General features: G+C 40.3%; 23 protein-coding genes and 2 riboswitches. Of the genes, 18 read left to right on the plus strand and 5 right to left on the minus strand.

The window, feature by feature from the left end; all coding sequences use genetic code 11:
* The first annotated feature begins 45 nt into the window (after nucleotides 1-45).
* Nucleotides 46-151: riboswitch (SAM riboswitch) on the plus strand.
* A 115-nt stretch (nucleotides 152-266) separates the two neighbouring features.
* From AC0VX1_RS02660 to AC0VX1_RS02670, 3 genes are read left to right on the plus strand one after another with little or no spacing between them, the layout of a single operon-like run.
* Nucleotides 267-1,379 carry a sugar ABC transporter substrate-binding protein gene (locus AC0VX1_RS02660; protein ID WP_475469759.1) on the plus strand — a complete coding sequence of 371 codons (1,113 nt, stop codon included), beginning with the start codon at nucleotides 267-269 and terminating at the stop codon, nucleotides 1,377-1,379.
* 56 nt (nucleotides 1,380-1,435) lie between these two features.
* On the plus strand, nucleotides 1,436-2,938 hold the full coding sequence (locus AC0VX1_RS02665; protein ID WP_475469761.1) for a sugar ABC transporter ATP-binding protein: 1,503 nt from the start codon (nucleotides 1,436-1,438) through the stop codon (nucleotides 2,936-2,938).
* 1 nt (nucleotide 2,939) lies between these two features.
* The gene (locus tag AC0VX1_RS02670) at nucleotides 2,940-3,944 is read left to right on the plus strand and encodes an ABC transporter permease (protein ID WP_063592242.1); all 1,005 of its coding nucleotides are present in this window, start codon (nucleotides 2,940-2,942) and stop codon (nucleotides 3,942-3,944) included.
* 66 nt (nucleotides 3,945-4,010) lie between these two features.
* Here AC0VX1_RS02670 and AC0VX1_RS02675 read toward each other — a convergent pair whose 3' ends face one another.
* On the minus strand, nucleotides 4,011-4,634 hold the full coding sequence (locus tag AC0VX1_RS02675) for a nitroreductase family protein (RefSeq protein WP_475469764.1): 624 nt from the start codon (nucleotides 4,632-4,634) through the stop codon (nucleotides 4,011-4,013).
* 125 nt (nucleotides 4,635-4,759) lie between these two features.
* Between AC0VX1_RS02675 and AC0VX1_RS02680 the strand changes: the two genes are divergently transcribed.
* From AC0VX1_RS02680 to AC0VX1_RS02690, 3 genes are all read left to right on the plus strand, one after another.
* On the plus strand, nucleotides 4,760-5,110 hold the full coding sequence (locus tag AC0VX1_RS02680; protein WP_034305903.1) for a winged helix-turn-helix transcriptional regulator: 351 nt from the start codon (nucleotides 4,760-4,762) through the stop codon (nucleotides 5,108-5,110).
* 279 nt (nucleotides 5,111-5,389) lie between these two features.
* On the plus strand, nucleotides 5,390-6,373 hold the full coding sequence (locus AC0VX1_RS02685; RefSeq protein ID WP_475469766.1) for a beta-ketoacyl-ACP synthase 3: 984 nt from the start codon (nucleotides 5,390-5,392) through the stop codon (nucleotides 6,371-6,373).
* A gap of 496 nt (nucleotides 6,374-6,869) precedes the next feature.
* Nucleotides 6,870-7,322, plus strand: coding sequence for a helix-turn-helix domain-containing protein (locus AC0VX1_RS02690; protein WP_095678679.1), 453 nt, complete (start codon nucleotides 6,870-6,872; stop codon nucleotides 7,320-7,322).
* Between the two features lie 108 nt (nucleotides 7,323-7,430).
* Here the strand turns inward: AC0VX1_RS02690 and AC0VX1_RS02695 are convergent, their stop codons facing one another.
* The gene (locus AC0VX1_RS02695; protein WP_063577463.1) at nucleotides 7,431-7,787 is read right to left on the minus strand and encodes a hypothetical protein; all 357 of its coding nucleotides are present in this window, start codon (nucleotides 7,785-7,787) and stop codon (nucleotides 7,431-7,433) included.
* Between the two features lie 188 nt (nucleotides 7,788-7,975).
* On the opposite strand from AC0VX1_RS02695, the gene AC0VX1_RS02700 reads away from it, so the two are divergent.
* From AC0VX1_RS02700 to AC0VX1_RS02735, 8 genes are all read left to right on the plus strand, one after another.
* Nucleotides 7,976-8,656, plus strand: a complete 681-nt coding sequence (locus AC0VX1_RS02700; protein WP_475469769.1) for a hypothetical protein — start codon at nucleotides 7,976-7,978, stop codon at nucleotides 8,654-8,656.
* Nucleotides 8,657-8,850: 194 nt separating this feature from the next.
* Nucleotides 8,851-10,086 (plus strand): S1C family serine protease, encoded by a 1,236-nt coding sequence (locus AC0VX1_RS02705; RefSeq protein WP_063592238.1) that lies wholly within the window; start codon nucleotides 8,851-8,853, stop codon nucleotides 10,084-10,086.
* 255 nt (nucleotides 10,087-10,341) lie between these two features.
* Nucleotides 10,342-10,656 carry a hypothetical protein gene (locus AC0VX1_RS02710; protein ID WP_057278575.1) on the plus strand — a complete coding sequence of 105 codons (315 nt, stop codon included), beginning with the start codon at nucleotides 10,342-10,344 and terminating at the stop codon, nucleotides 10,654-10,656.
* A gap of 1,126 nt (nucleotides 10,657-11,782) precedes the next feature.
* The gene (gene qoxA, locus AC0VX1_RS02715) at nucleotides 11,783-12,706 is read left to right on the plus strand and encodes a cytochrome aa3 quinol oxidase subunit II (RefSeq protein WP_034305893.1); all 924 of its coding nucleotides are present in this window, start codon (nucleotides 11,783-11,785) and stop codon (nucleotides 12,704-12,706) included.
* A gap of 73 nt (nucleotides 12,707-12,779) precedes the next feature.
* Entirely contained in the window at nucleotides 12,780-14,726 is a 1,947-nt protein-coding gene (gene qoxB, locus AC0VX1_RS02720; RefSeq protein WP_057278577.1) for a cytochrome aa3 quinol oxidase subunit I, read from the plus strand.
* The gene (qoxC, locus tag AC0VX1_RS02725) at nucleotides 14,726-15,322 is read left to right on the plus strand and encodes a cytochrome aa3 quinol oxidase subunit III (protein WP_057278578.1); all 597 of its coding nucleotides are present in this window, start codon (nucleotides 14,726-14,728) and stop codon (nucleotides 15,320-15,322) included. The genes qoxB and qoxC overlap by 1 nt, the downstream gene beginning before the upstream one ends.
* Nucleotide 15,323: 1 nt before the next feature.
* The gene (gene qoxD, locus AC0VX1_RS02730) at nucleotides 15,324-15,608 is read left to right on the plus strand and encodes a cytochrome aa3 quinol oxidase subunit IV (protein WP_096338881.1); all 285 of its coding nucleotides are present in this window, start codon (nucleotides 15,324-15,326) and stop codon (nucleotides 15,606-15,608) included.
* 320 nt (nucleotides 15,609-15,928) lie between these two features.
* Nucleotides 15,929-16,378, plus strand: a complete 450-nt coding sequence (locus tag AC0VX1_RS02735) for a YfmQ family protein (RefSeq protein WP_413009565.1) — start codon at nucleotides 15,929-15,931, stop codon at nucleotides 16,376-16,378.
* A gap of 464 nt (nucleotides 16,379-16,842) precedes the next feature.
* Here the strand turns inward: AC0VX1_RS02735 and AC0VX1_RS02740 are convergent, their stop codons facing one another.
* Together AC0VX1_RS02740 and AC0VX1_RS02745 are read right to left on the minus strand one after the other, a co-directional pair.
* Entirely contained in the window at nucleotides 16,843-16,977 is a 135-nt protein-coding gene (locus AC0VX1_RS02740) for a BA3454 family stress response protein (protein WP_034305885.1), read from the minus strand.
* A gap of 246 nt (nucleotides 16,978-17,223) precedes the next feature.
* Entirely contained in the window at nucleotides 17,224-18,081 is an 858-nt protein-coding gene (locus AC0VX1_RS02745) for an EamA family transporter (protein ID WP_230134444.1), read from the minus strand.
* A 130-nt stretch (nucleotides 18,082-18,211) separates the two neighbouring features.
* A riboswitch (PreQ1 riboswitch) is annotated at nucleotides 18,212-18,257 on the plus strand.
* A 104-nt stretch (nucleotides 18,258-18,361) separates the two neighbouring features.
* On the opposite strand from AC0VX1_RS02745, the gene queF reads away from it, so the two are divergent.
* Both queF and AC0VX1_RS02755 read left to right on the plus strand, forming a co-directional pair.
* Nucleotides 18,362-18,862 (plus strand): preQ(1) synthase, encoded by a 501-nt coding sequence (queF, locus tag AC0VX1_RS02750; protein ID WP_034305880.1) that lies wholly within the window; start codon nucleotides 18,362-18,364, stop codon nucleotides 18,860-18,862.
* Between the two features lie 203 nt (nucleotides 18,863-19,065).
* Nucleotides 19,066-20,412, plus strand: coding sequence for an aspartate kinase (locus tag AC0VX1_RS02755; protein ID WP_096338882.1), 1,347 nt, complete (start codon nucleotides 19,066-19,068; stop codon nucleotides 20,410-20,412).
* A 594-nt stretch (nucleotides 20,413-21,006) separates the two neighbouring features.
* Here the strand turns inward: AC0VX1_RS02755 and AC0VX1_RS02760 are convergent.
* On the minus strand, nucleotides 21,007-21,567 hold the full coding sequence (locus AC0VX1_RS02760) for a nitroreductase family protein (protein ID WP_054397999.1): 561 nt from the start codon (nucleotides 21,565-21,567) through the stop codon (nucleotides 21,007-21,009).
* A 446-nt stretch (nucleotides 21,568-22,013) separates the two neighbouring features.
* Here AC0VX1_RS02760 and AC0VX1_RS02765 point away from each other — a divergent pair, with 446 nt between their 5' ends.
* On the plus strand, nucleotides 22,014-23,762 hold the full coding sequence (locus AC0VX1_RS02765) for an ABC transporter ATP-binding protein (protein WP_475469774.1): 1,749 nt from the start codon (nucleotides 22,014-22,016) through the stop codon (nucleotides 23,760-23,762).
* Nucleotides 23,737-25,527 carry an ABC transporter ATP-binding protein gene (locus AC0VX1_RS02770; RefSeq protein ID WP_413009574.1) on the plus strand — a complete coding sequence of 597 codons (1,791 nt, stop codon included), beginning with the start codon at nucleotides 23,737-23,739 and terminating at the stop codon, nucleotides 25,525-25,527. The genes AC0VX1_RS02765 and AC0VX1_RS02770 overlap by 26 nt, the downstream gene beginning before the upstream one ends.
* Nucleotides 25,528-25,727: the final 200 nt, after the last annotated feature.

A 25,727-nucleotide genomic window follows, 5' to 3' on the forward strand; every position in this document is an offset into this window, starting at 1 on the left:
TATATCCCTATAAAGTGATAATTACGAAAACGTAACACAATATATCTCTTATCAAGAGTGGCGGAGGGACTGGCCCTAAGATGCCCAGCAACCGTTCCATTAGGAATTGGTGCTAAATCCTGCAAAACAGAAATGTTTTGACAGATAAGAGAGGGACAAGTCTGCAAAACAGCCGATTAAACCTCTCTATATTAGAGAGGTTTTTATTTTGGGATTTACACCGACTTAACTGATAAGACTAATTAGAAAACATGGAGGGGAACAAGATGAGAAGGTCTATTAAAGGGATATTCATTTCTGCCATCGCTTCGGCTTTGCTTTTAACGGGTTGCTCTGCAGGGCAGAGTTCCACAGAATCGAAGAAAGAAGAAAAAGTATCATTTGAAAATGTCCCGGAGAGATTTGCTGATGGCGATGGAGCCAAAATCAAAGTGATCCGTAAAATTGGCGGTGATGATCATACTGCCCAATACCTGGCGGGGGCGAAAGAAGAAGGAGAAGCACTGGGGTTTCAGGTCGATACGTACACAGCCAATGGTGATACGGCTAAATACCATGATGCGATAGCACAGGCTTTGGAAGAAGATTACGACGGCTATATCATTTCACATGGTGATGATGCCGCAACTGTAAATGACGTTCAGAAGTTGGTTGATGCAGGTAAAAGCGTTGTCACATTCGATTCAATAAGCGATCTATCTAAAATAGAGGGCGTGACATTAACTTCACAAGATGATGAAGCGCTGGCAACATTGGCTTTCGATAAACTGATAAAAGAACAGAAAGGTGAAGCGGCAATTGCATATCTTTGGGTGGATGGTTTTCCTCCAATGGTAAGAAGAAATGCAGTCTATCAGGAAAAACTAAAAGAAAATCCCGGGATTAAAGAAGTCGAAAGATTCGGAGTGGCATCCGCAGATACTTCGGTTCAGACACAAAATGCTGTAGCCGCAATGCTGAATAAATACCCTAAAGGTAAATTGGATGCCATTTTCGCAACATGGGATGCCTTTGCTATCGGTGCAGCCCGGGCGATTAAAGAAGCGGGCCGCGATGAAGTGAAGATATATGGAATTGATGTTTCGAATGCAGATCTCCAGGAAATCCAATCGGCTGATAGCTCTTGGTCCTACACGGCAGCAGTCGATCCCAAGTTGATCGGTGCAGTGAATATGAGGATATTGGCTAAAAAATTAGCGGGTGAAGAAACACCGCAAACATATGATTTGGAGGCATCACTCATTTCGCAAAAGCAAATCCAAGCTTCAAAAGAAGCGGTAAACATGGCAAACCTGTCTGATATTGTCGATGGCTGGGGTGTATCGACGGAATTTGAAGAAGATTGGATGAAGGTTTTGAAAGATCATTATAAAAAATAAAAAGAGACACTCTCTTTCCAGCGAAGGGAGTGTCTGTTCTATAAGGGGGAATGGACATGGGCAAGCAACTAGAAATGAAGATGATTTCGATTGAATTTCCGGGGGTGAAGGCGCTAAGTGATGTTGATTTTTCCGTACAATCAGGAACAGCCCACGCATTGGTCGGTGCAAACGGAGCAGGGAAATCGACGTTAATGAAAGTTTTATCGGGAGCCCATGTTCATTATTCAGGTGACATTTTTATTGATGGGATGAAGCGGGATATCCGCTCGCCAAAAGCTGCTCAGGCACAGGGCATTCAAATAGTTCATCAGGAAGTGGATACCGCCCTTATCCCTTATTTAACAGTTGGGGAAAATGTAATGTTGAATGATATGGTCCAAAACATGGGAAAAAAACAAAGGGTACATTGGAAAGAACTGCACAACAAAGCCACTTCTATTCTTGAAGATATGAAAATTCATGTCCCTTCGAAAAAGTTGGTTAGAGACCTGACCTTGGCTGAAAAACAGATGGTCCTGATAGCAAGAGCCGTTTCGACAGAATGCAAATTCCTGATTCTCGACGAGCCAACTGCTCCGTTAAGTCATACGGAGACGACAGAACTTTTTCGAATTGTAAATGAATTAAAGCAAAAAGGCGTGGCAATCATTTTCATTTCACATCGTCTGCCTGAGATTTTTGAAATCTGTGAGGAAATTACGATCATGAGGAATGGGGAGCGTGTCACTTGTCGAAAAATCGAGGACATAACCCGTACCGAAGTGGTAGAGAACATGCTCGGGAAAACCATGGATGAACAGTTTCCTGAAGTGAATGCTTCGATTGGAGACGTAATTCTGGAAGTGAACGGATTGTCAGATGCCGAGAAAGTTAAGAATGTCAGTCTGAATATTAAAGCAGGCGAGATAATCGGCTTGGCTGGGCTGGTCGGGGCTGGGAAAACGGAGCTGTGTAAAACCCTTTTTGGTCATACGTCCATCACAGCGGGTGAAGTCATCCTGAATGGTCGAAAGCTTTCTCTGAAATCACCGCATGAAGCAGTAAAAAGCGGGCTGGCACTTGTACCTGAGGAACGCAGGAAAGAAGGGGTCCTTGTACAGGAATCAGTCTCGGCAAACTTGACTGCAGCCAGTCTCGGCAAATTCTGCAAAACATTCAGTGTCGTCGATCGTAAGGCGGAAAAGGAAAAGGCGAAGGAAATGATCGCAAGTCTCGGCATTAAAACACCTTCAGGGGAAGTGAAGGTCGAAAACCTATCCGGTGGTAACCAGCAAAAAGTTGCGATTGGAAAATGGCTTATGGCAGATGCGGATGTATACATATTCGATGAACCAACGAAAGGGGTCGATGTCGGAGCCAAGAAGGATATATTCGAATTGATTGCAAAGCTTGCAAGGAATGGAAAAGCGATCATTTATGCATCCTCCGAGCTTACCGAAATCATTGGCCTTACCAACCGGACCTATGTGTTATATGACGGGAGCACTGTCATCGAATTAGAAACAAGCAAAACGAATGAAGAAGAACTACTATTCTATTCAACAGGAGGTAAATAGGATGAGCATACCCATTCCTGTTACACAGACAGCGAAAGCGAAGAAAAAGGTGGAACTATTCGACTTTTTCTATAAATACGGCACAATATTGACGATTATCATTCTGATTGGAATTTTCGCCGTATCCAATCCATCTTTCATCCAAACGTCTAACCTGATAAACATCCTGCGTTCCATTTCAATCGTGACCATCATTGCGATCGGCATTACGATATCACTGACCGTGGATGGCTTCGACCTTTCCGTCGGCTCCGTCGCATCATTGGCCAATGCCATCGTCATCTCGATGTTTGTCTGGTTTTCCCAGGATACATTCATCGCCATATTAGCTGCGGTCGGTGCCTCACTTTTCGTAGGGGCTTTGAATTCATTCATGATCGTTAAATTGAGAATTCCCGACATGCTGATGACTTTGGCTACCATGTTCATTATCCAGGGAATTGCCCTTACCTATACAAAAGGGGCTACGGTTTCGCAAAATATGGTCATGCCAGACGGGACGTTCGCAACAGGACTGATCAGCCCGTTTTTCGCCAAAATTGGCCAGGTACCGTGGATAATCCTGATCATGGCCGTCATTGTGATAGCGACCCATATCTTTTTGACTTATACGAAGCACGGTCGTTATATGTACATTATTGGGGGGAATAAGGAAGCGGCGAGACTTTCCGGGATATCGGTTAATAAATACAAAATCCTTGCCTATCTGCTTTCGGCTCTATTTGCTGCAATCGGGGGGATTGTCCTTGCTTCAAGGGTCATGACATCGGAAATCAATTCAGGGTCACCCTATTTAATGGATGCCGTCGCGGCAGCCTTCATTGGTTCCTCCGTTTTGGGAGCGGGAAAACCGAATGCGTTTGGAACCTTTGTCGGAGCAGTCCTGATCGGAATCCTACAAAATGGGCTGATCATGATGTCCGTTCCGTATTATGCGATGGATATCGTCAAAGGAACAGTGCTGGCCCTTGCACTCGCTGTAACCTATTATAAGCAAAAACATTAAAGTTTTACGAAAGATTAAGAAGAAAGAGGAAGAGGGTTCTTTTTAGCCCTCTTTCCAATACACTCACTATATTTTGTTTTTATAAATGACTTTGCTAACGTCGTGTCTTACTGTTTTGTGACCTTCTTTCATTCCTTTCCCCATGGCAATAAGCATAACATCTAAATACCTATCGGAAATGTTTAAGGCTGACTTTAATTGTTCGGAATCATACCCGGACATTGTAATGGTTTCAAGACCTGCCTCGTTCGCCAATAAAACTAATGACATTGACGCCAGGCTTGCGTCTCTTATTAATTCAACCTTTAAATCTTCTTTTGATTTATTTAGATAATAATTGATCGCCGCGTTTGTTAGATAATCCCTTACTGATGCGTCAAAATAACCTTTTTGGAACTCATCCTCATGTATCATTATGATATTTTCCTTTTCGAATGCTTGATAATCACCTAGTATAAAAATCAGTACTGAGGCTTCAATTACCTGTTGTTGATTAAAAGCGATGGGCAGTAACAAATTCTTTAAATATGGTTCATCTATAACCAGGTATCGTGTTGCTTGAATATTGTTTCCGTTAGGCGATTTACTGGCTCCTTCAATAAGTGCCGCCAACGTTTCTGGACTAATTTTATAATGGGGATCATACTGCCTTACGGAACGTCTTTTTTCTATAGTCTCTCTTACACTCATCATGTTCACTCCCAATGTTATATTTGCTTTATAATCAGAGTATAATGGACCCATGATGTAGAAGAAAATAACGCACAATAAAGTGGCATAGCCACCTTTATGTGCCTATTCAGGAGGAATGAGGAGTGAAGAGTCTAAATACGGGAATAAATATTTTCATGAATACTGTAGGAGGAAAGTGGAAATGCTTAATCCTCTTTTTTCTGAGTCAAAAACCAATGAGGACAAAAGAGTTTTATATTCTAATACCGGCCATAACCCAGAAAGTCTTAACCGACCAATTAAAGCAGCTGGAAAGAGATGGGCTTGTCCGAAGAGAAGTATATAAAGTAGTACCACCAAAAGTAGAATATAGTTTAACTGAGTTAGGTCAATCATTTGTACCTGTATTAAATACAATGTGTGAATGGGGCACTACATATGCAGTCGAACAAAACCTCGAAAGGCAAGATCAAATCTGTCGTCATCATAAATAAGATCTGCATCAACTAGTAGTATGGACTTTTTTGATAAGTTCAGTAAGGCAAGCAGAATTTAATATTATTAGAGGAAATGTCTTGAAGATGACTTTTGGCATTCTCTCTAAAGATTGTATTGAACTAACAGGTGCTTTCCTTTAAAGTTGCTTTGCCCCGCCCGCTCTTTTTTTAATGTAACGGTTAGTTGCATAAGATTTTTTTTGCTTTATAATTAGTACCAGGTGTTAATATCAAGTTATAAAATGATGCAATTCATACACACGAGGTGGCTATTCTATGTTCAAATCCAAAGCACGTATTACTGCGATAGGTTCGTATGTTCCTGAAAAAAGGTTAACAAATAAAGACTTAGAAAAAATGGTTGAAACCAATGATGAATGGATTGTTAAACGTACCGGTATTAAAGAACGAAGAATTGCACATGAAGAGGAGTTTACTAGTGATATAGGTTATAAAGCTGTAAAGGATTTAATGGAACGGTATGATAAATCTGTCGAAGATGTTGATATGATCATTGTCTGTACCTTTACTTCTGATTTCAACACTCCAAGTGTAGCATCTTTAGTCCAAGCAAAGCTAGGCATTAAGAATACTGGAGCTATTGATTTAAACGCTGCCTGTGCAGGATTTACTTATGGGCTCCATGTAGCTAATGGATTAGTAACATCGGGATTAAATAAGAAAATCCTAGTTATTGGAGCGGATACTTTATCAAAACTTATGGACTATGAAGATCGAGCCACTTGTATTTTATTTGGAGATGGCGGAGGAGCAGTTCTTGTAGAATATGATGAAAAACAGCCAAGTTTTCTTTCTTCACATTTATATTCGGAGGGTGAAGGCGGAAAACATTTATATAGTACAAACCTGTCGACACGCATAAATGGGGAAGACTTAAATGATAGCGGCAACCTTGTACAAAACGGACGTGAGGTTTATAAATGGGCTGTCACGACCGTTCCAAAAGGAATGCAAACTGTGGTGAAAAATGCAGAATATCAATTGAATGATGTTGATTGGTTCGTACCGCATAGTGCAAATTTAAGAATGATCGAGTCAATATGTGAAAGAAGCGGCTTTCCAATCGAACGAACTTTATATAGCTTAGTGGAGTATGGAAATACTTCTTCAGCAACAATTCCCTTATCTTTGGAAATAGGGATAAAAGAAGGGAAGCTCCGTGGTGGTGAGAAGGTTCTATTATATGGTTTCGGCGGTGGATTAGCTCAAGCTGGATTGCTTATCGATTGGACCCTATAAAGCTATTTTCTACAACTAATAATAGAGTTTGTTCCAGAAGAAGGCCTCTCATCGGGGGCCTTCTTAACGTATGATCCTTTGCAGAATTATATATTCAAGGTAAGGTAAAAACTATCTTTAAAACGATGCAGGAACATGACCTTCATTTGAACTGCAAATAATGAGGAAAAGATATCTATAAAGAACAGTTTCCGTTAAGTTTTTTTACTAACGGAATCATACTGAAGAATTGGGAATTGCAAAAGCCACAAAAAATGATTCGTGAAATTAGGAAGCGATCTTACAAGGTTTTTTTCTGCCACTTTCTTGTTAACGGCTGCTATTTTTTTAAATTTTTTCTTTCTGCAGCAGTTCCATAAAGTTAAACGGATACCCTTGATATATCAAGGTTTTCCTCGGTGTCACTCATAGGTTGCATAGTATTGCGCTTATTACTATCTTTACTTTGCACGATTCATCTCACAATACTAGGCGTAGGAAAGGCGATGAACTCATTATGATTTTTAGCGAACGTTTAAAAAAAGAACGGGAAAAAAGAAATTGGTCACAAAATGATCTTGCAGAGAAGATTCATGTGAGTCGCCAATCTGTGTCCAAATGGGAAACGGGAAAAAATTATCCAAGTATTGAAGTACTCATTAATCTGAGTGATTTATTTCAGATTACGGTAGATGAATTATTAAGGAGTGACGAGGAATTGAAAGAAAAAATAATACGGGAAAGTAAGCAGTTAGCATTTCCAAATTGGAAAATGTTTTTTGATATCTTGTTACTAATAGGAGCATTTTTGTTAGTGTCTAAATTAATTATTTTTGGTCTTAACAAATTTGCTGGCACGGATATTACCATTTTAAAGAGCATGCCAGTTTTAGCGAGTTTTTTACCATTTGCTTTGATGGTTATTGGCGGTATCGGTTCGGATTATTTGAAGGATAAATATGTAGATTAAAAATACTTTCCTCAAAAAATGCATAGTGATTCACAAGGGAATGAAAACCTTTTGGAAAACTGATCATAAAAGAACAGAACCTTTGAATTTCAGGTTCTGTTCTATTTTTTATTTGAAATTTTGCACTTCTTCATTTCCCTCGAATTTGTTATCTTTCAATATGCCAATTTCTTCAATATGATTTCGTGCCGTTTCATCCCCTAATTTATAAATTAAGGCATAAAGCCTTTTCATGGCTGCATCGTATTTATCATTTGCCCGGTCATGATGATAGAGAAGGTAGGGCACATGTGATCGGGCATATGCCTCCAGGTCATCTTTTCGGTGTTCCTCCAAGCATTGTTTCAATTCTGCAAGTTCCTCATCAGTTGCGTGCACCGTAAAGCTCGGATTCTCTTCAAGTTTTTGTCCGAGTACGTCACCGCTGACCAAATCGACATGGTAGGTATGTTTTTCCTGTATCATTCTGCACATCACCCTTTCCGGCATTTATCTATTCTGTACCACTATTTGTAAAAAGTTAATCATGAAGTAAACATTTCCTTAATGAAAAAGATAGGAAATAAAGGTATCGGACTCCTTATCAAATGGTTTAAGATGGATTTACAGAATAATATGGTAAATGGAGTGGTGATATAGTGAAGAGGTCAATCATGGTTGTTTTTTTTGTGTTGATTGCTTCAGGCTGCGTAACAAGGAATTATGATTCCAATATGGATTTAGGGAAAAGTCAGTTGAATGAGGAAAATTATTTAGAAGCCCACGAGGCATTTGAATTAGCTTATAAAGAAGCAAAAACACCTAAATCAAGGGAGTTAATGGATCTTTCAGGTTTGCTGGCGAGTGGAATGAAGAAATACGACGAACAGGATTTTGAATCGGCCAAAAAAGATTTTGAAGAAGCAACCGCATATAAAGCAAAATACCGGGAAGGTAAGCAAATGGTTTCAAAGGCGGCGGAAATGCACCCGGTATCAGACTCCGCCACGATAGAAGCAGTAGTGGGCAATGATGAAGTGAAGTCCACGGAGGAAACAACCGAGGAAGAATCCAAAGCAGAAGATAAGGCGGCAACGGATACAAAAGGCAAAGAAGGAAGCAAGGATTCGGATCGTTCATTAAGTAAATCTCAGGCGGAGAAGCTTGTGAGGGATTACGTGGATATGGAAAACTTTTCGCAATTGCAAATCGAATATGATCATGATGCCGAAAAGGGAGATTATATTTTTCATGTTTTCGAGGTAGATGAACCTAGTCAGAAAAGCGGACACAAAACCACTTGGGGCTGGTATGGTGTGAATAAGGAGACCAAAGAAGTTTATGAAGTCATGTAAGGATAAATGAATGGTCGAATGGGGGGCCCCTGTTGTGGCCATTTTATTTTGTTGTACGGCAACATACAGGATTCGATAAAATTTTATGATTTTTGTTAAAGGATAGCCGAATTCTTTATTTTCTTAAGGATTTTTTAATAATTCCTGTTTATGATTGAGGCAAGTAAAAAAGGACAATCATAGGAGGGATAAAGATGGAGAATTATAATGGTGAGGAGCAAGTCAGAATCAAGGCAGAACGGAAAAAGGGTAAGTCTCTCTGGATAACTAGCCTTGTTTCCGGAACGGTTGCTTCTATGGTTACATCATCTGTATTTCTATTTGGCGGAGACTTTATAGATCAAGGGAAAAGTTCAGTGAATGAGTCAACCGAAACGGCAGGTGTACAGCAAACGGACAGTGTTGAAAAGGATAAAAATGTCACGGCGGAAAAGTTATCGACAAGTACGGATTCAAATGATAGGGCAGAGATGGTCGAATCAGCATCCAAATCGATTGTAGGGGTCGTGAATTTACAGGAGATGCAAAGCCAGAACCCGTACCAGCGGCAAAGCACGGAGAGCGAAACGGTTGAGAGCGGAACTGGCTCAGGGGTCATTTATAAAAAAGCTGATGGGAAAGCCTATATCATCACGAACAATCATGTTATTGAAGGAGCTAAGGAAGTCGAAATTTCATTGTATGACGGACAAAAGGCAACGGCAGCTGTTGTCGGGGCCGATGCTTTGACGGATTTAGCGGTTTTGACAATTGATGCCTCGAAAGCACCAGAGGGAATTAAATTCGGGAATTCTGATAGCATGCGTCCAGGTGAAGAAGTATTGGCAATTGGCAACCCACTTGGACTTGATTTTTCAAGATCGGTTACACAAGGAATCGTCAGTGCCAACGGACGCACCATTTCAGTCGATACCTCGGACGGGGAGTGGGCACTTGATGTCCTTCAAACCGATGCAGCGATCAACCCTGGCAATAGCGGCGGTGCATTGATCAACACCGCTGGGGAAGTGATCGGCATAAACAGTCTGAAGATTTCTGAAAACGGTGTGGAAGGCTTAGGGTTTGCCATACCAAGTAATGATGTGATTCCGATTGTTACGGAACTGATTGAAAATGGAAAAATCACACGTCCATATTTAGGAGTCAGCTTGGCCAGTATGGAAGAACTGCCGCAATATTACATTCAAAATGTTCCTGAAGCCGTAAAGTCCGGTGTAATGGTGACGAGTATAGAAGCGGGATCGGCTGCGGCGAATGGAGGGCTAAAGCAACAGGATATCATTGTTGAGATTGATGGAACGAAAATAAATACTTCCGCAGCATTAAGGAAATACTTATATACAGATAAGAAAATCGGCGATAAAGTAAAAATTAAAGTATACCGAGGTACTGAAGAGAAAACGGTAACGATAACCTTGCAAAAACCATAGAAAGAGGTAAGGCCCCTGATCATTCATCAGGGGCCTTTTATTTAGAAGTTTTTAATAGTAAACACAAGGTTAATATCGGAAAAATAGATAGTGTATTTGCACTGTTTTTTAGATTCTTCATATAGTCTTTAATACCTAAAAGCTAATAGTAGCGTGTTCTATTTGTCAAGGTTTCCATTGTGAATATGTTAAAATATAGAAAAGATTTGACAAATTTGTGAAATGTCATAAAATAGAAAGAAAGGGGATGAAATTATGGAAGCTAATCAGAAGATGTTAGATGCAGTGAAATGGGTATCGGGCACAGGTTGTGTAATCGGAATTATTATTTTTGCTTTAAGTTTCATTGTAAGCGATTACAATAAAGATTATATATTTACCTCCGTTGGAATCGCCATCACACTAAGCGCAGCTGCAATTTTTCTAGTTGGTATATTTTTTGTCCTGACAGAAGAAATGGTAATGAAAACACATAAAGGTGAAAGAATTGTACCGGAAACAACTAAAATCATAAAAATGAAATCAAAGGCTAACACTCAAACAAAAAGAAGTACAGAATTCAGTAACTAAAACGAGGAATATAGCATAATGAGCATTCTATCATCAGATTTACTAACATGGATGAACGCCTGTCTAAAGAATTTGAGTCAAAGTGATCCGAATGATTGAATGCGCTTTCATTATGTGGAGGACTTGGATTAATTATCAGTTGGCTACTTTTTAATTCAATACAATATACTGCACTCGTTATGTATCAAAAATATGACCAACCCTTTCATTTAATGGAATACACACGATGTGCTCGGATATCCAAACCGAACTGCCCGAACGCAGGAAGTTCTAACTTTAAACTTTGAACTATATCCACGAGAAAAGGACATTTTTTAAAAGTCCTTTTCTCGTGGTTTTTTTTGCATTTTTACTTGAAGTTTCATTCAATGAGGAAGTGTGGGTTACAAAGGCGAAGTTTAATGAACAACCAAATGTCCTTTTCTGTAATTCAGACCTGTCCTGCTGACCGATAAACATCACTAGTTGCAACAAGTTTGGCCGACCCATGAATTATGACTACTGGTAAACGGCTCGTTAGGAATACTGAAAGGGCAATAAGTATTGCAAGGAGAAAGAGCCCAATTTACCCACTCGTTGTTTCCTTATATACATATAATATTGACCAGTGTTGGATCAATAGAGTTTGGAAGCATGGATTCAACATCATATCCAATGCGGCTACCATTTACCAACTTCCCTGGCCGAGTGTAAAAAATCCGTTTTAAATCATGTTTTCCAACGATAAATACCTACTTGACAGGATAGGTAATATCATTCATATTCTTGAGGGAGGTTGAGGCAATAAACACGGAGAATATAATGTGAAATTTTCATTTCATTATATTAGAGTAATAATAAATGGATAGTGGACCGGTAATATATGCAATCCTGGAATGATAAGTGAATTCCATAGGTATGTTATTAAACAATTATTATATTTCATTTGCTGAAGATTTTCGAACATTTCCGTTCATTTACCATCTTCTTACTGCTCTTTATTGAACTTTATGTGACAGATGTCACTTTGTATTGTCTTTTTTTAGACTTGGGATTAATATTGGTATGTCGGGGTTTGTGAACATGGTAACACTTTGTCCGAATAATTACCAATTGGAATTTTATTATGTAAGAAAGGGGTAGTACTATGAAAATAAAATGGGCTCTATTAACTATACTTTTTACTATTGCCACTGTGCTAACCGGTTGCGATAACCCATTAATGGTCTTGGACCCTAAAGGGCCAGTAGCTGCAACACAAGCAGATGTTATTATGATTTCGATATGGACAATGGCCTTTGTCGTCCTTGTCGTTATGGTACTGTATATCTTCATGATAATGAAATATCGTGCTTCCAAACAACGTGATGATTATGAACCGCCTCATATTGAAGGAAGTAAGGTTCTTGAAATAATTTGGGTTGCGATCCCAATTATAATCGTCGCTTTCCTATCCGTTGTTACTGTTAAAACAACAAATGAAGTTGAGGCAACACCTAAAGGATACGGAGATCAAGAACCTTTAGTTATTTACGCTTCATCTTCCAACTGGAAGTGGCATTTTAGTTATCCGGAAGAAGATATCGAAACGGTCAACTATCTGTTTATACCGACTAACCGACCAATCGAATTTAAACTTTACTCATTCGGTCCAATCTCAAGTTTCTGGATTCCGCAACTTGGAGGACAAAAATACGCGATGTCGGACATGGTTAATACGTTGCACTTAGCAGCTGATGTACCAGGTGAGTATATGGGTCGAAATTCAAACTTCAGTGGTTCAGGTTTTGCTCAGCAAACGTTCAACGTTAATGCATTGTCAGCAAAAGATTACGATAAGTGGGTAGATGAAATTAAAGCTACTGCTAAACCGATTACTGAGGAAAAATTCAATGAATTATTAAAACCTGGTCATGTGGGACAATCCACATACACTGGAACTCACTTAGAGTTTTCACCAGCTCCTGAAGGGGAAAATGCTGGTCATGACCACGGATCTTCTGATACTGAAGAACATGATTCCAAGGATTCACACGAGGAACATTCAGAACACAGCAACATGAATCACTAAGAATTAATTTCGTTCGATAAAACAACTAGGTTTACAAGATAAGGAATATTTTCCTGAAAGGAGTCACAAAAGTATGGATTACTTTGATCGATTTGCCGTACCTCATCCAAGTCCTGCGATTTATGCATCCATGGTTGCCATTGGTTTAACCATGATTGCGGTTGTTGCCGGAATTACCTATTTTAAAAAATGGGGTTACTTATGGCGTGAGTGGTTAACAACTGTTGACCATAAACGTATTGGTATCATGTACATCTTGGCAGCACTGCTTATGCTTTTCCGCGGTGGCGTCGATGCTCTTATGATGCGTGCTCAAACGGCTATTCCAGATAACGGTCTTTTGGATGGACAGCATTATAATGAGGTATTTACAACACACGGGGTCGTCATGATCCTGTTCATGGCTATGCCATTTATCATTGGGTTAATGAACATTGTTACACCATTACAAATTGGAGCGCGTGACGTAGCATTCCCACGTCTGAACGCAGTAAGCTTCTGGTTATTCTTCATGGGGGCAATGCTATTTAACATTTCTTTCGTAGTCGGTGGTTCTCCTGATGCAGGTTGGACATCTTACTTCCCGCTGGCAAGTAACGATTTCAGTGAATCAGTCGGTTCGAACTATTACGCGATTTCACTTCAGATCGCAGGTATTGGTACATTAATGACTGGTATCAACTTTATCGTGACCATCTTGAAAATGAGAGCACCTGGCCTGAACTTAATGAAAATGCCAATGTTCACATGGTCTATCTTGATTACAAACTTCATTATCGTTTTCGCTTTCCCTGTATTGACAGTGGCACTTGCGTTGATGACAATGGATCGTCTATTCGGAACTCAATTCTTTACGATGGCCAATGGCGGTAGCGATATGCTTTGGGCAAACTTGTTCTGGGTTTGGGGACATCCTGAAGTTTATATAGTTATTCTTCCAGCTTTCGGTATTTACAGTGAAATCATATCGACATTTGCACGTCGTAACCTGTACGGGTATAATTCGATGGTTATCTCCATGGTAGCTATTTCTACACTATCTTTCATTGTATGGGCTCACCATTTCTATACAATGGGCCACGGTGCAATGGTTAATGGAATCTTCTCGATTACCACGATGGCAATTGCCGTGCCGACTGGTGTTAAGATCTTCAACTGGTTGTTCACACTTTGGAAAGGTAAAATCGTGTTTACCGTTCCAATGCTATACTCTTTAGCTTTCATTCCGATTTTCACGCTCGGTGGGGTAACAGGGGTTATGCTTGCCATGGCAAGTGCTGACTACCAATACCATAATACAATGTTCTTAGTAGCTCACTTCCATTACGTTTTAATCCCTGGTACTGTATTTGCCGTACTTGCCGGTTTCACGTACTGGTGGCCAAAAATGTTTGGTTTCATGTTGAGCGAAAAAATTGGAAAATGGTCGTTCTGGTTCATTATAGTCGGCTTTAATGTAACATTCTTCCCGATGTTCATCACTGGTTTAGATGGGCAGGCACGTCGTATGTATACGTACTCTGAATCAACAGGATATGGTCCATTGAATATGCTCTCTTTCGTTGGAGCGATTGGTTTAGCAATAGGTTTTGCACTTATTGTGTACAATATCTATTGGAGTACTCGTTATGCATCAAGAAATATCTCAAACGATCCATGGGATGCACGTTCTCTAGAGTGGGCTACACATACACCAATCCCTGAATATAACTTTGCAATTGTGCCAACAGTTGCTTCTACAGAAGCATTCTGGGATGCAAAGAAAAAAGGCTTTAAATTATTTGGCGGTAAAGTAGAAAAGATTCATATGCCAAATAACAGTGGCGTGCCGTTTATCATGAGCTGTATCTTCTTCGTTTGGGGCTTTGCATTGGTATTCAGCATGTGGATCATTGCAATCATTGCAACGATCGGTATCTTTGCTTGTATGATTCACCGTTCATTCGAAAAAGATCACGGACGTTATATCTCTGTTGAAGAGATCGAAGAAACTGAAAATAAATTGCGAGGTGCTAAGTAATGAAAATAGATAACTCGCTGCCACTTGAATATAGCACGGAAGAAAATCGCTTAAAGATTTTTGGATTCTGGATTTTCCTAGGAGCAGAAATAGCTCTTTTCGCTACACTGTTCGCCACTTATTTTGTCTTAGTTGGTGGTACTGGAAATGGTCCAACAGGGGAACATCTTTTTAAAGTCCCAACACTAATGTTTCAAACAATCTTTCTTTTAACTAGTAGTTTTACCATAGGTCTTGGAATCAATGCGATGAGACTTGGCAGGCAGAAAGCGACGATTGGTTTCTTCATTATCACCCTTATTCTTGGTTTAGGCTTTTTAGGAGTCGAAATTTATGAATTCGTGGAATATGTACATGAAGGAGCAACGATTCAAACAAGTGCTTTCTTATCTAGTTTGTTCACACTACTAGGTACGCATGGAGCTCACGTTACACTTGGTTTATTCTGGGGAACCTTCATCACCATGCAGATTAAAAAACGAGGTATGACTCCACAGACAACAAACAAGGCTTTCATCTTTTCACTTTACTGGCATTTCTTGGACGTTGTCTGGATTTTCATCTTCAGTTTCGTCTACCTGAAAGGAATGATGTAATATGAAAGAATTATTCCCACGGGGCCAAGTTATGGGATTTGCTTTTTCGCTAGTTCTGACTTTGGTCGCATTATCAGTTATTGTGTTTGATCTCTCACTTAAAATGGCTGTGATCATCCTACTTGTTACAGCTTTCATGCAAGCAGCACTTCAATTTGTTATGTTCATGCATGCAGGAGAGTCTGAAGATAAAGCATCGATTTACACAAACGTTTATTACGGATTGTTCGTTGCATTGGTTACAATTTTCGGTACAATGCTAACAATGATTTGGGGATACCAATAATCGATTCTGGAAAAGCTGGGCGTCTTGATGACGTCCAGTTTTTTTTGTATGTTAATTCTTATACCGGCCTATCCATTTCATTCATGGAAGTTTGTGTAACAAGGATGTGGCTGAATCCATTTGTTTAGTATAACCATTTCACAACATTATATTTATAAATGGGGATTTTCACTTTTGAAGCATTCCCGTGTGTTTAAGTGCAATGTGTTACTGGGGTAAAACGCTAATAGAACGGACACATCAACTAAGAAAACGATCAGCCACTTTTGATATAATAAGTTATATAAGAATTAATTAATAAATGTAGCGGAGATGATGAATTGACATTGCCGGTTTTGATTGTGACAATCATCTTAAGTTTGTTAAAAATATTGGTTTCCTGTCTTCCAACAGATGCAGTTAATTGGATTATCAGTAAATTTAAAATACATTCAGAAATTAGTGGCGGGAATGCGATCGTAACCTTTGACGGAAAACGTTTGGAAGGTGAAGAAAAAATTCAAGTTATTAATTATTTTAATAGCGCTAAATTTTTGAAGAAAAATCATATATTCCCGGGGAATGAGGAATTGTTTTTACATCCAGAAAATAGTGGGACTCCATTGGTCATTGATACTAAAAGAGGCAAAAAGGATGTTAGGTTATTTGTATATATTTACAGCGACCGCGTGGATGTAGTTAAACAGTACAAGAAGAAGCTCATTTCTTATAGTCTGTTTTCCGATAGCCTCCAAGAACGTTCCATGCCATTAATAAGAAATTTAGTTTAATAGAACATTAAAAAGACGGTCCTTAAAAGACCGTCTTTGAGTTTGTAAACAAAAGGGTTAAAACATAGTTGATTGGAGCGGGTGTGCGAGACTCCTGCGGGAAAAGCGTCCAAGGGAGACACCGCGGGCGCAAAGGCACCGGGGAGGCTCCCGGACCGCCCGCGGAAAGCGAGTGCCTGGAGTGGAAATTAACGGTTAAATTGTCTACAGCAGAGACGCGCCTAAAAAATACCTTCTTTTTTATAAGGCTTTTAATATAACTCCATTTCAAAGATATTTTTTCATTATAAAAATTCTGGTACACAAACTGGCATCTTGATTTTAGTGACTTTTGAAAAAAACAATTAAAAGTGTTATTAAGTAGGAGGGGATTGCAAGAGGGTCGTTAATCGTGCATATGAAAAGTATTTGGGATAGTATTTAAGGGAATAAAAAAGCAGGTATCTATTGCGATGCCTGCTTTTTTATGCTTTCCATTGTTTTTCAACTTGATGGAGGGCTTGTTGTAAAATTACTTCATGATCAGTACCCGGTTTAGCAAGGACGTTAGTTTGATAAGATTTTCCTTGGAAATCAACTGTTACTGTAACTTTTACCATTATGCATCTTTCCTTTCCTAATTCAGAATTAAATGAGGTGGTTGTACCTATTTCTTTTATACCCGTAGCAGAAGGATAATCAAACATTTCAAAAGCTAAAATCGTGAGAGTTAATATTCAAAATTATCTGATATTTTATGTGAAGTGTCAACACTTTTTTTTGACATGCCCCATTTTCAGGTTTTTTAAAAAACGACCTGGCTTGTATACATGACAGCCAGGTTGTTTTTTTAAAACGAACTATATTCATATTTTAGTTAAAATAATACCGATTAATGCTGCAAGGACACCAGCAATTTGATAGTTTTTTAGTTTTTCCTTGAATATATAACATCCAGCGAATACGACAACCAAACAGTTCAGGCTGACGACTGGGAAAATGATGCTTGCTATGCCAGTGTTCAACGCAAAGAAATAACATCCATAGCCTATCATGCTTAAAAAGCCTACTAAGGAACCGATTTTGACTTCCTTTAGCTTGATTTTTTCTTTTTTAAAGGCTAGAGCCGAAAGAAGATAAAGCATTCCGCCTCCATACATTGATACAAGGATATCAAGGGAGTTTAATTGAAGACGTGTTGATGTCGTCATAAGAATGCCGAGCACACCAAAAGATAAGATGGAGAGTAATGTGTGCATCATCCATGGGACATATTGATGATTACCTTTTGCATTAGGTGTATATTGGATGACTAATGTAGCGATAAACATGCAGGCGATTCCACTCCACTGCAAGGAAGAAATATGTTCGTGAAAAATTAAAGCTGCACAGAGAATGGGGAATATGGCATTCGCTGCGATTAATGGAGATGTCAAGCTTGCCGGACCTTTTTCAAAGGCGCTTGCCATCTGGATGTTACCATTGGCGTTCAGTACACCAATTGCTGCACCAAGCATGATGGACAGCCAGTTCAGCTGCAAACCATCCATTAATACTCCATAAACAATGGACAAAATAAAAGCTGAAAAATAAAAGAAAAATTGGATATGTATCTTGGAATACCCTTTTCCGCTGCTCCATTTAAAAATGCTGTTATTGATTCCGAAACATAAACTCGTGATGAGTGCTGCAAAAATCCACATTGACTTAATCTCTTCCTTCATGTAGGATAAACTTCTTCTACATTTTAAGCTGAATGCCCTTAGGAATCAAACCAAATTTAAAATGTATGATTGACAGATTAGATATTTTTTTCTATATTTACTATGACAATTTTAAAATATTTCCCGATAAACGGGAGAGGTTCATAGCATCACCCTCTTAAAAAAACTATGGCTTTGATATTTTTTGCGAATCAACCATATCTTTGAGGAGATATGGTTTTTGTTATATAGAGGCCCATTTTATGAATCTCCCTGAAATGTGGGATTAGGAGGACTTTTCATGTCTGGAAGAAAAGAAGAAGAATTAAAAAAAGATATCACACTGCTTGGGAATCAAGGAACAAAATATACATTCGACTATGCTCCTGAAATCCTTGAGTCATTCGATAACAAGCATCCGAACCGGGACTATTTCGTCAAATTCAATTGCCCGGAATTCACTAGTTTATGTCCAATCACGGGCCAGCCGGACTTTGCTACCATTTACATCAGCTATATTCCAAGTGTGAAAATGGTGGAAAGTAAGTCTTTGAAACTCTACTTATTCAGCTTCCGCAATCATGGTGATTTCCATGAAGACTGCATGAACATCATCATGAATGATTTAATCGAATTGATGGACCCTAAATATATTGAAGTCTGGGGCAAGTTTACACCTAGGGGCGGAATTTCCATCGACCCTTACACGAATTATGGGAAACCAGGTACGAAGTATGAGGAAATGGCGAATTACCGCTTGATGAATCATGACTTATACCCGGAAACCGTGGATAATCGCTAAAGAATAGGAGGGACAATGGGCATATGCCTGTTGTCTTTTTTTAGTTTATAGCTAATTTCGATCAGTGGTCCTGTCATTCTGTCCTTTTTAAAAGTACAAATGTCCTCCTATAATGGAATTTGCACTTGATTGTTTCGAGAAAAAGCGTAATAATAGGGAGTGTTAATTTTGACAGAATATTTACGAAAATAGGGGATGTCGAGATGAAAGTTGCAAAGTTTGGTGGAAGTTCACTTGCGTCAGGTGATCAGTTGAGGAAGGTATTCGAAATTGTTGTTTCTGATCCAGAGAGGAAGATTGTGGTCGTTTCCGCTCCAGGTAAACGCAATTCCGATGATATAAAGGTGACGGATTTATTGATTGAAGCTGCGGAACAGCAGCTGCGCGGGGATAACGGAGAGCATTTGATAGAAGATGTTGTATCCCGCTATGCGAGCATTGCGGAAGAGTTGGATATATCCGAGAGTGTCATCACAGGGATTCATGAAAATTTAATGGCGCTGCTGCATGCAGATCAAACTAACCCAAAGCGCTATCTGGATGCCTTGAAGGCAGGTGGCGAGGATAATAATGCGAAGCTGGTCGCAGGTTATTTCCAAAGCCTTGGAGTGGAGGCACAGTATATCAATCCGAAGAAGGCAGGCTTGATCGTAACGGATGAAGGTGGATTCACCAGGGTGCTGCCAGAGTCTTATGATCGGTTATATGCTCTGCGTGATGAGCCGGGAATCGTTGTATTCCCAGGATTCTTCGGATATACGTTAGATGGTGATGTGTTAACCTTCTCAAGAAGCGGTTCCGATATTACGGGTTCGATTCTTGCTAATGGGGTCAAAGCTGATTTGTATGAGAACTTTACGGACGTGGATGCCGTTTATGCGGTGAATCCAAATGTGGTTTCCAATCCGAAGGGAATCCGGGAACTAACCTATCGTGAGATGCGTGAGCTTTCTTATGCAGGTTTCTCGGTATTTCATGATGAGGCGCTGATTCCTGCATTCCGGGCGGGAATACCTGTCCATATCCAGAATACGAACAATCCGGCGGCACAAGGGACCCGCATTGTGAATACACGGGATAATACGAACGGGCCAGTTATTGGGATTGCAAGTGATAAAGGATTTTGCAGTATTTACATTAGCAAATATTTGATGAACCGGGAAGTTGGTTTTGGCCGGAAACTGCTGCACATCCTCGAGGATTATGGAGTTTCATATGAGCATATTCCATCAGGCATCGATGATGTGACGCTTATTCTAAGGCAGGACCAGATGAAAGGGGATGCCGAAAAGAAAATCATTTCCCGAATCAAGAAAGAGCTTCATGCCGATGAAGTGAATGTGGAACATGATCTTGCCTTGATCATGGTTGTAGGGGAAGGAATGCGCCATAATGTCGGTACAACGGCAAGAGCGTCAAAAGCCTTGGCTGAAGCAAAGGTGAATATTGAGATGATCAATCAAGGCTCTTCGGAGGTAAGCATGATGTTCGGTGTGAAAGGGCACAACGAAGAGACGGCAATTCAGGCATTATATCACGAGTTCTTTTGAGTATGAGCGTTTAGGGACCTCCTTTTAGAAGGGGGTTTTTTGTGATTGATCTTTTAATCACTATACATACGCTGGATTTTTTTCATCTGGTTCTTTATGGTAGTGGCAATGACCGTGGGGATAATCATTCCAAGCTAACAGACGCGCTGTAGGGTTCAGAGCGTTTGTTTTCAGGTGGCTAAAGCAATTGGAGGAGAACGGAGTTGACGCTCTTGAAACGGATAAAAAGGGACGTTCAACCTCATACATATCTTGCACCAAATAATGGCACATCAAGTTTACGAGCTAAATGATTCACTGGCACCAATTGATTTAAGTAATTACTTCGAGTTGATCTTGCTGAATAGAATCATGTTTAAAAAGCATCCTTATTACCTGGTTAAATACTTCTATATAATACAAAAAAATGTAGGAATAAGTTATATCTATATGTGATTGGAGTGTAAGGCACGAGACTCCTGCGGGAAAAGCGCGTGCCTGGAGCGGAAATCGACGTTCAAAAAAGCCATAAAAAAACTGTAGAAAACCCGGTTTTCATCGAGTTTGTCTACAGTCTGAGCCTCCAACTGGAAGATTGGAGGCCTTCCTTTTATGTTAGTCCATGACGGTCAGGAGTTGATCGATCGCGTTCCTTGGACGAGGGGCAGGAATCATATCGGGATAGCCAACGTGAAGGCTGCCGACAATCTTCTCGCCTGGTTTCACGCCCAAAGCTTCACGAAACTCCATGCTGTGTATCATGCCGTATGTTTCCCATATCATCCCGATTCCCTGTTCCCAGGCAAGCAGGCTGAAATTCTGGATCAAGGCACTTGTAGCCGCATAATCTTCTTCACGTGTCATGGGATTCGGATTCTCTTCCATGATCACTGCGACAAACATCGGTACACCTATGAGTTTATTATATCCTCGCTGTCCGGCTGCTTTTTTCTTTTCAGGGTCCTTCTCTTTGCCTTCCATGAATGCACGTGTTGCTTCTGCGAGTTTTAAACGGCTATCACCATGCACCACGACGAAGCGCCATGGCTGGGTCATTTTATGGTTCGGTGCCCATGTTGAAGTTTCCAATAATGATTGGATGGTATCAATAGGAACAGGAATGTCCTTAAATCGTTTGATGCTGCGCCGTTCTTTAATGATATCTTCTAGTTTCATGATCATCCTGCTCCTTTAATCATATATGTAAGTTTAATAGTTGAAAAAAATAATCCCCGGCTGCCTAATATGCTTCCAATGTGAATAAATTACTTGAATAAAGAGGGGGCAATATTCTAGTGACTTGCATTCGCTAATGAGCATATAATTTTACTAGGCACAGAGAAGCCGGGGCGACATTGTATCTATGTACAATATCAAAAGGGTACGATAAGAGAATATCGTAATTGCTTATCAAATTTCAGAGATCGATAATGAAATTGAAAATCATTATCAATTAGAATTTTCGCTTATTTCCTGTTATTTGTCAAGGGTATTTACAAAAAAAATCAAGATATTTACCAGTGCTTTAAAACAGTTAAAATCTTTTAAAAAATCTGTATAAAAATGTATAATGAGAGGATGAAAAGATGCTATTTACATACGGAGAATCGAAGGTGCCATAGATGAAAAAATTGTCCTCATTTCTTAAGCCATACTGGCTTTTGATCATTCTTGCTTTATCCTTAATGATTGTCGAGCTCGGGGTAGAGCTATTACAACCTCTATTTATAGCAAAAATCATTGATGATGGCATTTTGCAGAAAGATTTATCGGTGGTGATTAAATGGGGAAGTGTCATGGTTGGACTTTCCGTTTTTTCATTTCTTGGCGGGATCGTTAATTCATTTACGGCATCACATGTAAGTCAAAGCTTTGGACATGATGTCAGGACAAGCCTTTTTGGTAAAATACAGGCGTTTTCTTTTGCGAACTTGAATAATATCCCGACTTCCTCGTTGATCACAAGGATGACGAATGATGTGACCCAACTTCAAAATACGGTTTTTATGGGCTTGCGTATCATGGCAAGGGCGCCGTTGATCGTAATCGGCGGAGCGATCATGGCTATTGCGGTCGATTTGAAATTATCCCTCGTATTGGTCATTTCAATTCCGGTTCTTGTTTTCTTCTTGGGATGGGTTATGAAACGGGCGGCTAAGCTGTTTAAGCTCGTCCAGAAAAAACTCGATAATGTCAATGGAGTCATGAGGGAAAACCTGATAGGCATGCGCTTGATCAAGGCTTTTCTTCGTAAGGAGCATGAAATCGGCCGATTTGACGATGCGAATGAAGAGTTGAAAAGAAAGACTGTGTCTTCCCTTCGTTTAATTGAAACGACGATGCCTGTGCTGATGCTTGTCATGAATGTGGCGATTCTGATCATTCTCTGGCTTGGAAGTGAATTTATAACAACGGGAGATATACAGGTAGGGGAAGTTGTGGCGATTGTCAACTATGCCACGAGGATTGCGGCATCCCTTTCCGTTTTTTCATGGCTGATCATGGTCATTTCCCGTGCAAAGGCTTCAGCGGAACGTGTGACGGAAATATTTGAAACCCCGATAGATATTGATGAAGGTAAGGCGGAAAGCAAGAGTGGGGCCGTCAATGGGGGAGGCATTAAGTTTCTGGATGTATCTTTCCGCTATCCTGGAACCGAAACCCCGATATTGAAAAACCTGACCTTCTCCATCGATCCAGGAGAATCGCTTGCCATCATAGGAGCGACAGGATCAGGGAAGACATCACTGTTTCAGCTGATTCCGAGATTATATGAAGTTGAAAGCGGCTCCATTCAAATTGATGGCCAAGATCTGAAAGATATTCCCTTGAATTCGCTGCGGAACAGGATTGGCTATGTACCGCAAGAGGCCCTGCTTTTTTCGGGGACCATAAAAAATAATGTCGCTTGGGGAAAAGAGGGTGCCTCGATGGAGGAAATCATGGCTGCGGCCATGCATGCTCAGGTCCATGAGACCGTAATGAAACTTCCGAAGCAATATGAAACCCAGTTAGGGCAAAAAGGAGTGAATCTGTCTGGAGGGCAAAAACAGCGCTTATCGATTGCAAGAGCATTGGTGCGCAAACCGAAGATTCTCCTTCTGGATGATAGTACAAGTGCGCTGGATTTGAAGACGGAAAGTAAATTGCTTGCCGCTTTAAAGGACTATACATGCACAACGCTCATCATTACACAAAAAATCAGTACAGCCATGGAGGCTGACAAAATCTTGTTGCTGGAAAGCGGTCAAGTCCTTGCGCTGGGGAAACATCAGGATTTGATGCAAACAAGCGATCTTTATCGAAAAATCGTTCGCTCACAGTTTGGGGAGGAGGAGATTTCGCTTGAGTCGAAGAATATCTCCCGATAAGGCAAAGTCTAAACCGGTCAACTCCTGGAATACGGTAAAAAGGATCATTCCCTACTTGGCAACGAATAAAAGCCTGCTATTATGTGTCCTTTTCATGGTACTGATAAGCTCGGTTTTGGGATTGCTTGGCCCCTTTCTTGTTGGGATGGCCATTGATGATTATATTGTCACAAGAGATAGCGGGGGGCTGATCAGCCTTCTTTTAGGGCTTCTCGGAGTCTACATATTTTATTCCCTATCCATGTGGCTTCAGAATTATTGGATGATTGGAATTGCACAGGATACGGTTTATGCGATGCGCAATCAACTATTCAAAAAGCTTCACCAGTTGTCCATTCCCTTTTTTGATCGGCGTCAGCACGGGGAGTTGATGAGCAGGGTCACGAATGATATTGAAAATGTCAGTTCCACTTTGAATAGTTCCGTCATCCAGATCTTTTCAAGTGTGCTGACACTTGTCGGGACGATCGGAGTCATGCTGTATTTGAGCCCTTTATTAACTATTCTAACCTTATTCATCGTTCCTCTCATGTTCTTCGGTCTGAGGTGGATAACGAACAGGACGGGAAAGCTGTTTAAAGCACAGCAGAAGAACCTTGGAGAACTGAATGGGTTTATAGAAGAAACGATTTCCGGACAACGGATCGTAAAGGCTTTTTCACAGGAAGATAAAGTGATCCGTGATTTTATCATCCGGAGTGAAAATTTAAAGAAAGCCGGATTCCTATCACAATCATACTCAGGGCTGATTCCAAAACTGATGAATTTACTGAACAACTTAAGTTTCACGGTAATAGCCGCTGTCGGAGGGTTTTTGGCGCTGAATGGCATAGGTACGGTTTCCATCGGGGTCATTGTCATTTTCACCGAGTACTCAAGGCAATTCACCCGTCCGCTCAATGACCTGGCTAACCAATTCAATACACTCCTCTCAGCTGTTGCCGGTGCTGAACGGGTTTTCGCCATACTTGATGAAAAAGAAGAAGAAGTGGATGAGAAACAGGCTTCTGAACTTCGTGAAGTCCGCGGTGAGGTGGACTTTGAGGGTGTTTCCTTTTCGTATAATGATGAAGAGCAAACGATATATGATGTTAGTTTCCATGCAAAAAAAGGGGAGACCATCGCGCTTGTAGGTCCCACGGGGGCAGGTAAGACCACGATCATTAATCTTCTTGCCCGTTTTTACGAGCCGAACAGCGGCCGGATATTGATTGACGGCCAGGATATCCAACAGGTGACGAGGTCCAGTCTCCGTAAGCATATGGGCTTCGTTTTACAGGATTCCTTCTTGTTTCAAGGTACGATTCGTGAAAATATCCGCTACGGCCGGCTGGAGGCAGAAGATGGAGAAGTGGTGAATGCAGCCAAGCTTGCCAATGCCCATTCCTTTATCATGAAACTGCCAGATCGATACGATACCATCTTGAATCAAGATGGCAGTGGAATAAGTCAGGGGCAGCGCCAGCTATTATCAATTGCCAGGGCTATTTTAGCGGATCCCGTTTTATTGATTTTGGATGAAGCGACAAGTAGCATAGATACGATAACCGAGCTTAAAATTCAGGAAGCATTACACCGCTTGATGGAGGGAAGGACAAGTTTTGTCATTGCCCACAGATTGAATACAATTCAGCAAAGTGATCAAATCCTCGTACTTGATGAAGGAAGGATCATTGAAAAAGGATCCCATGATGAATTGTTGCGGCAGAGGGGTTTTTATTACGATCTAAACCGCAGCTCATTAAGGGAAAATCAGATAGGATAAAGAAAAAATGTGTGCCATCCGGCGCACATTTTTTGTGTTGGTCCCATAATGAGCATCATAAACGGATCGCATCCCGTTCATTTAATGATGAACCTTCTAAAAATGCGTTCACACAATACGATTTTTATAAAGCATGAAAATCATTGATTCCACCAAAGTGGGAAAAGAGGGAATTATCGACAAAATAATGGAAAATACTT

The sequence above is a fragment of the Peribacillus sp. QJM3NY_7 genome (assembly GCF_056173225.1).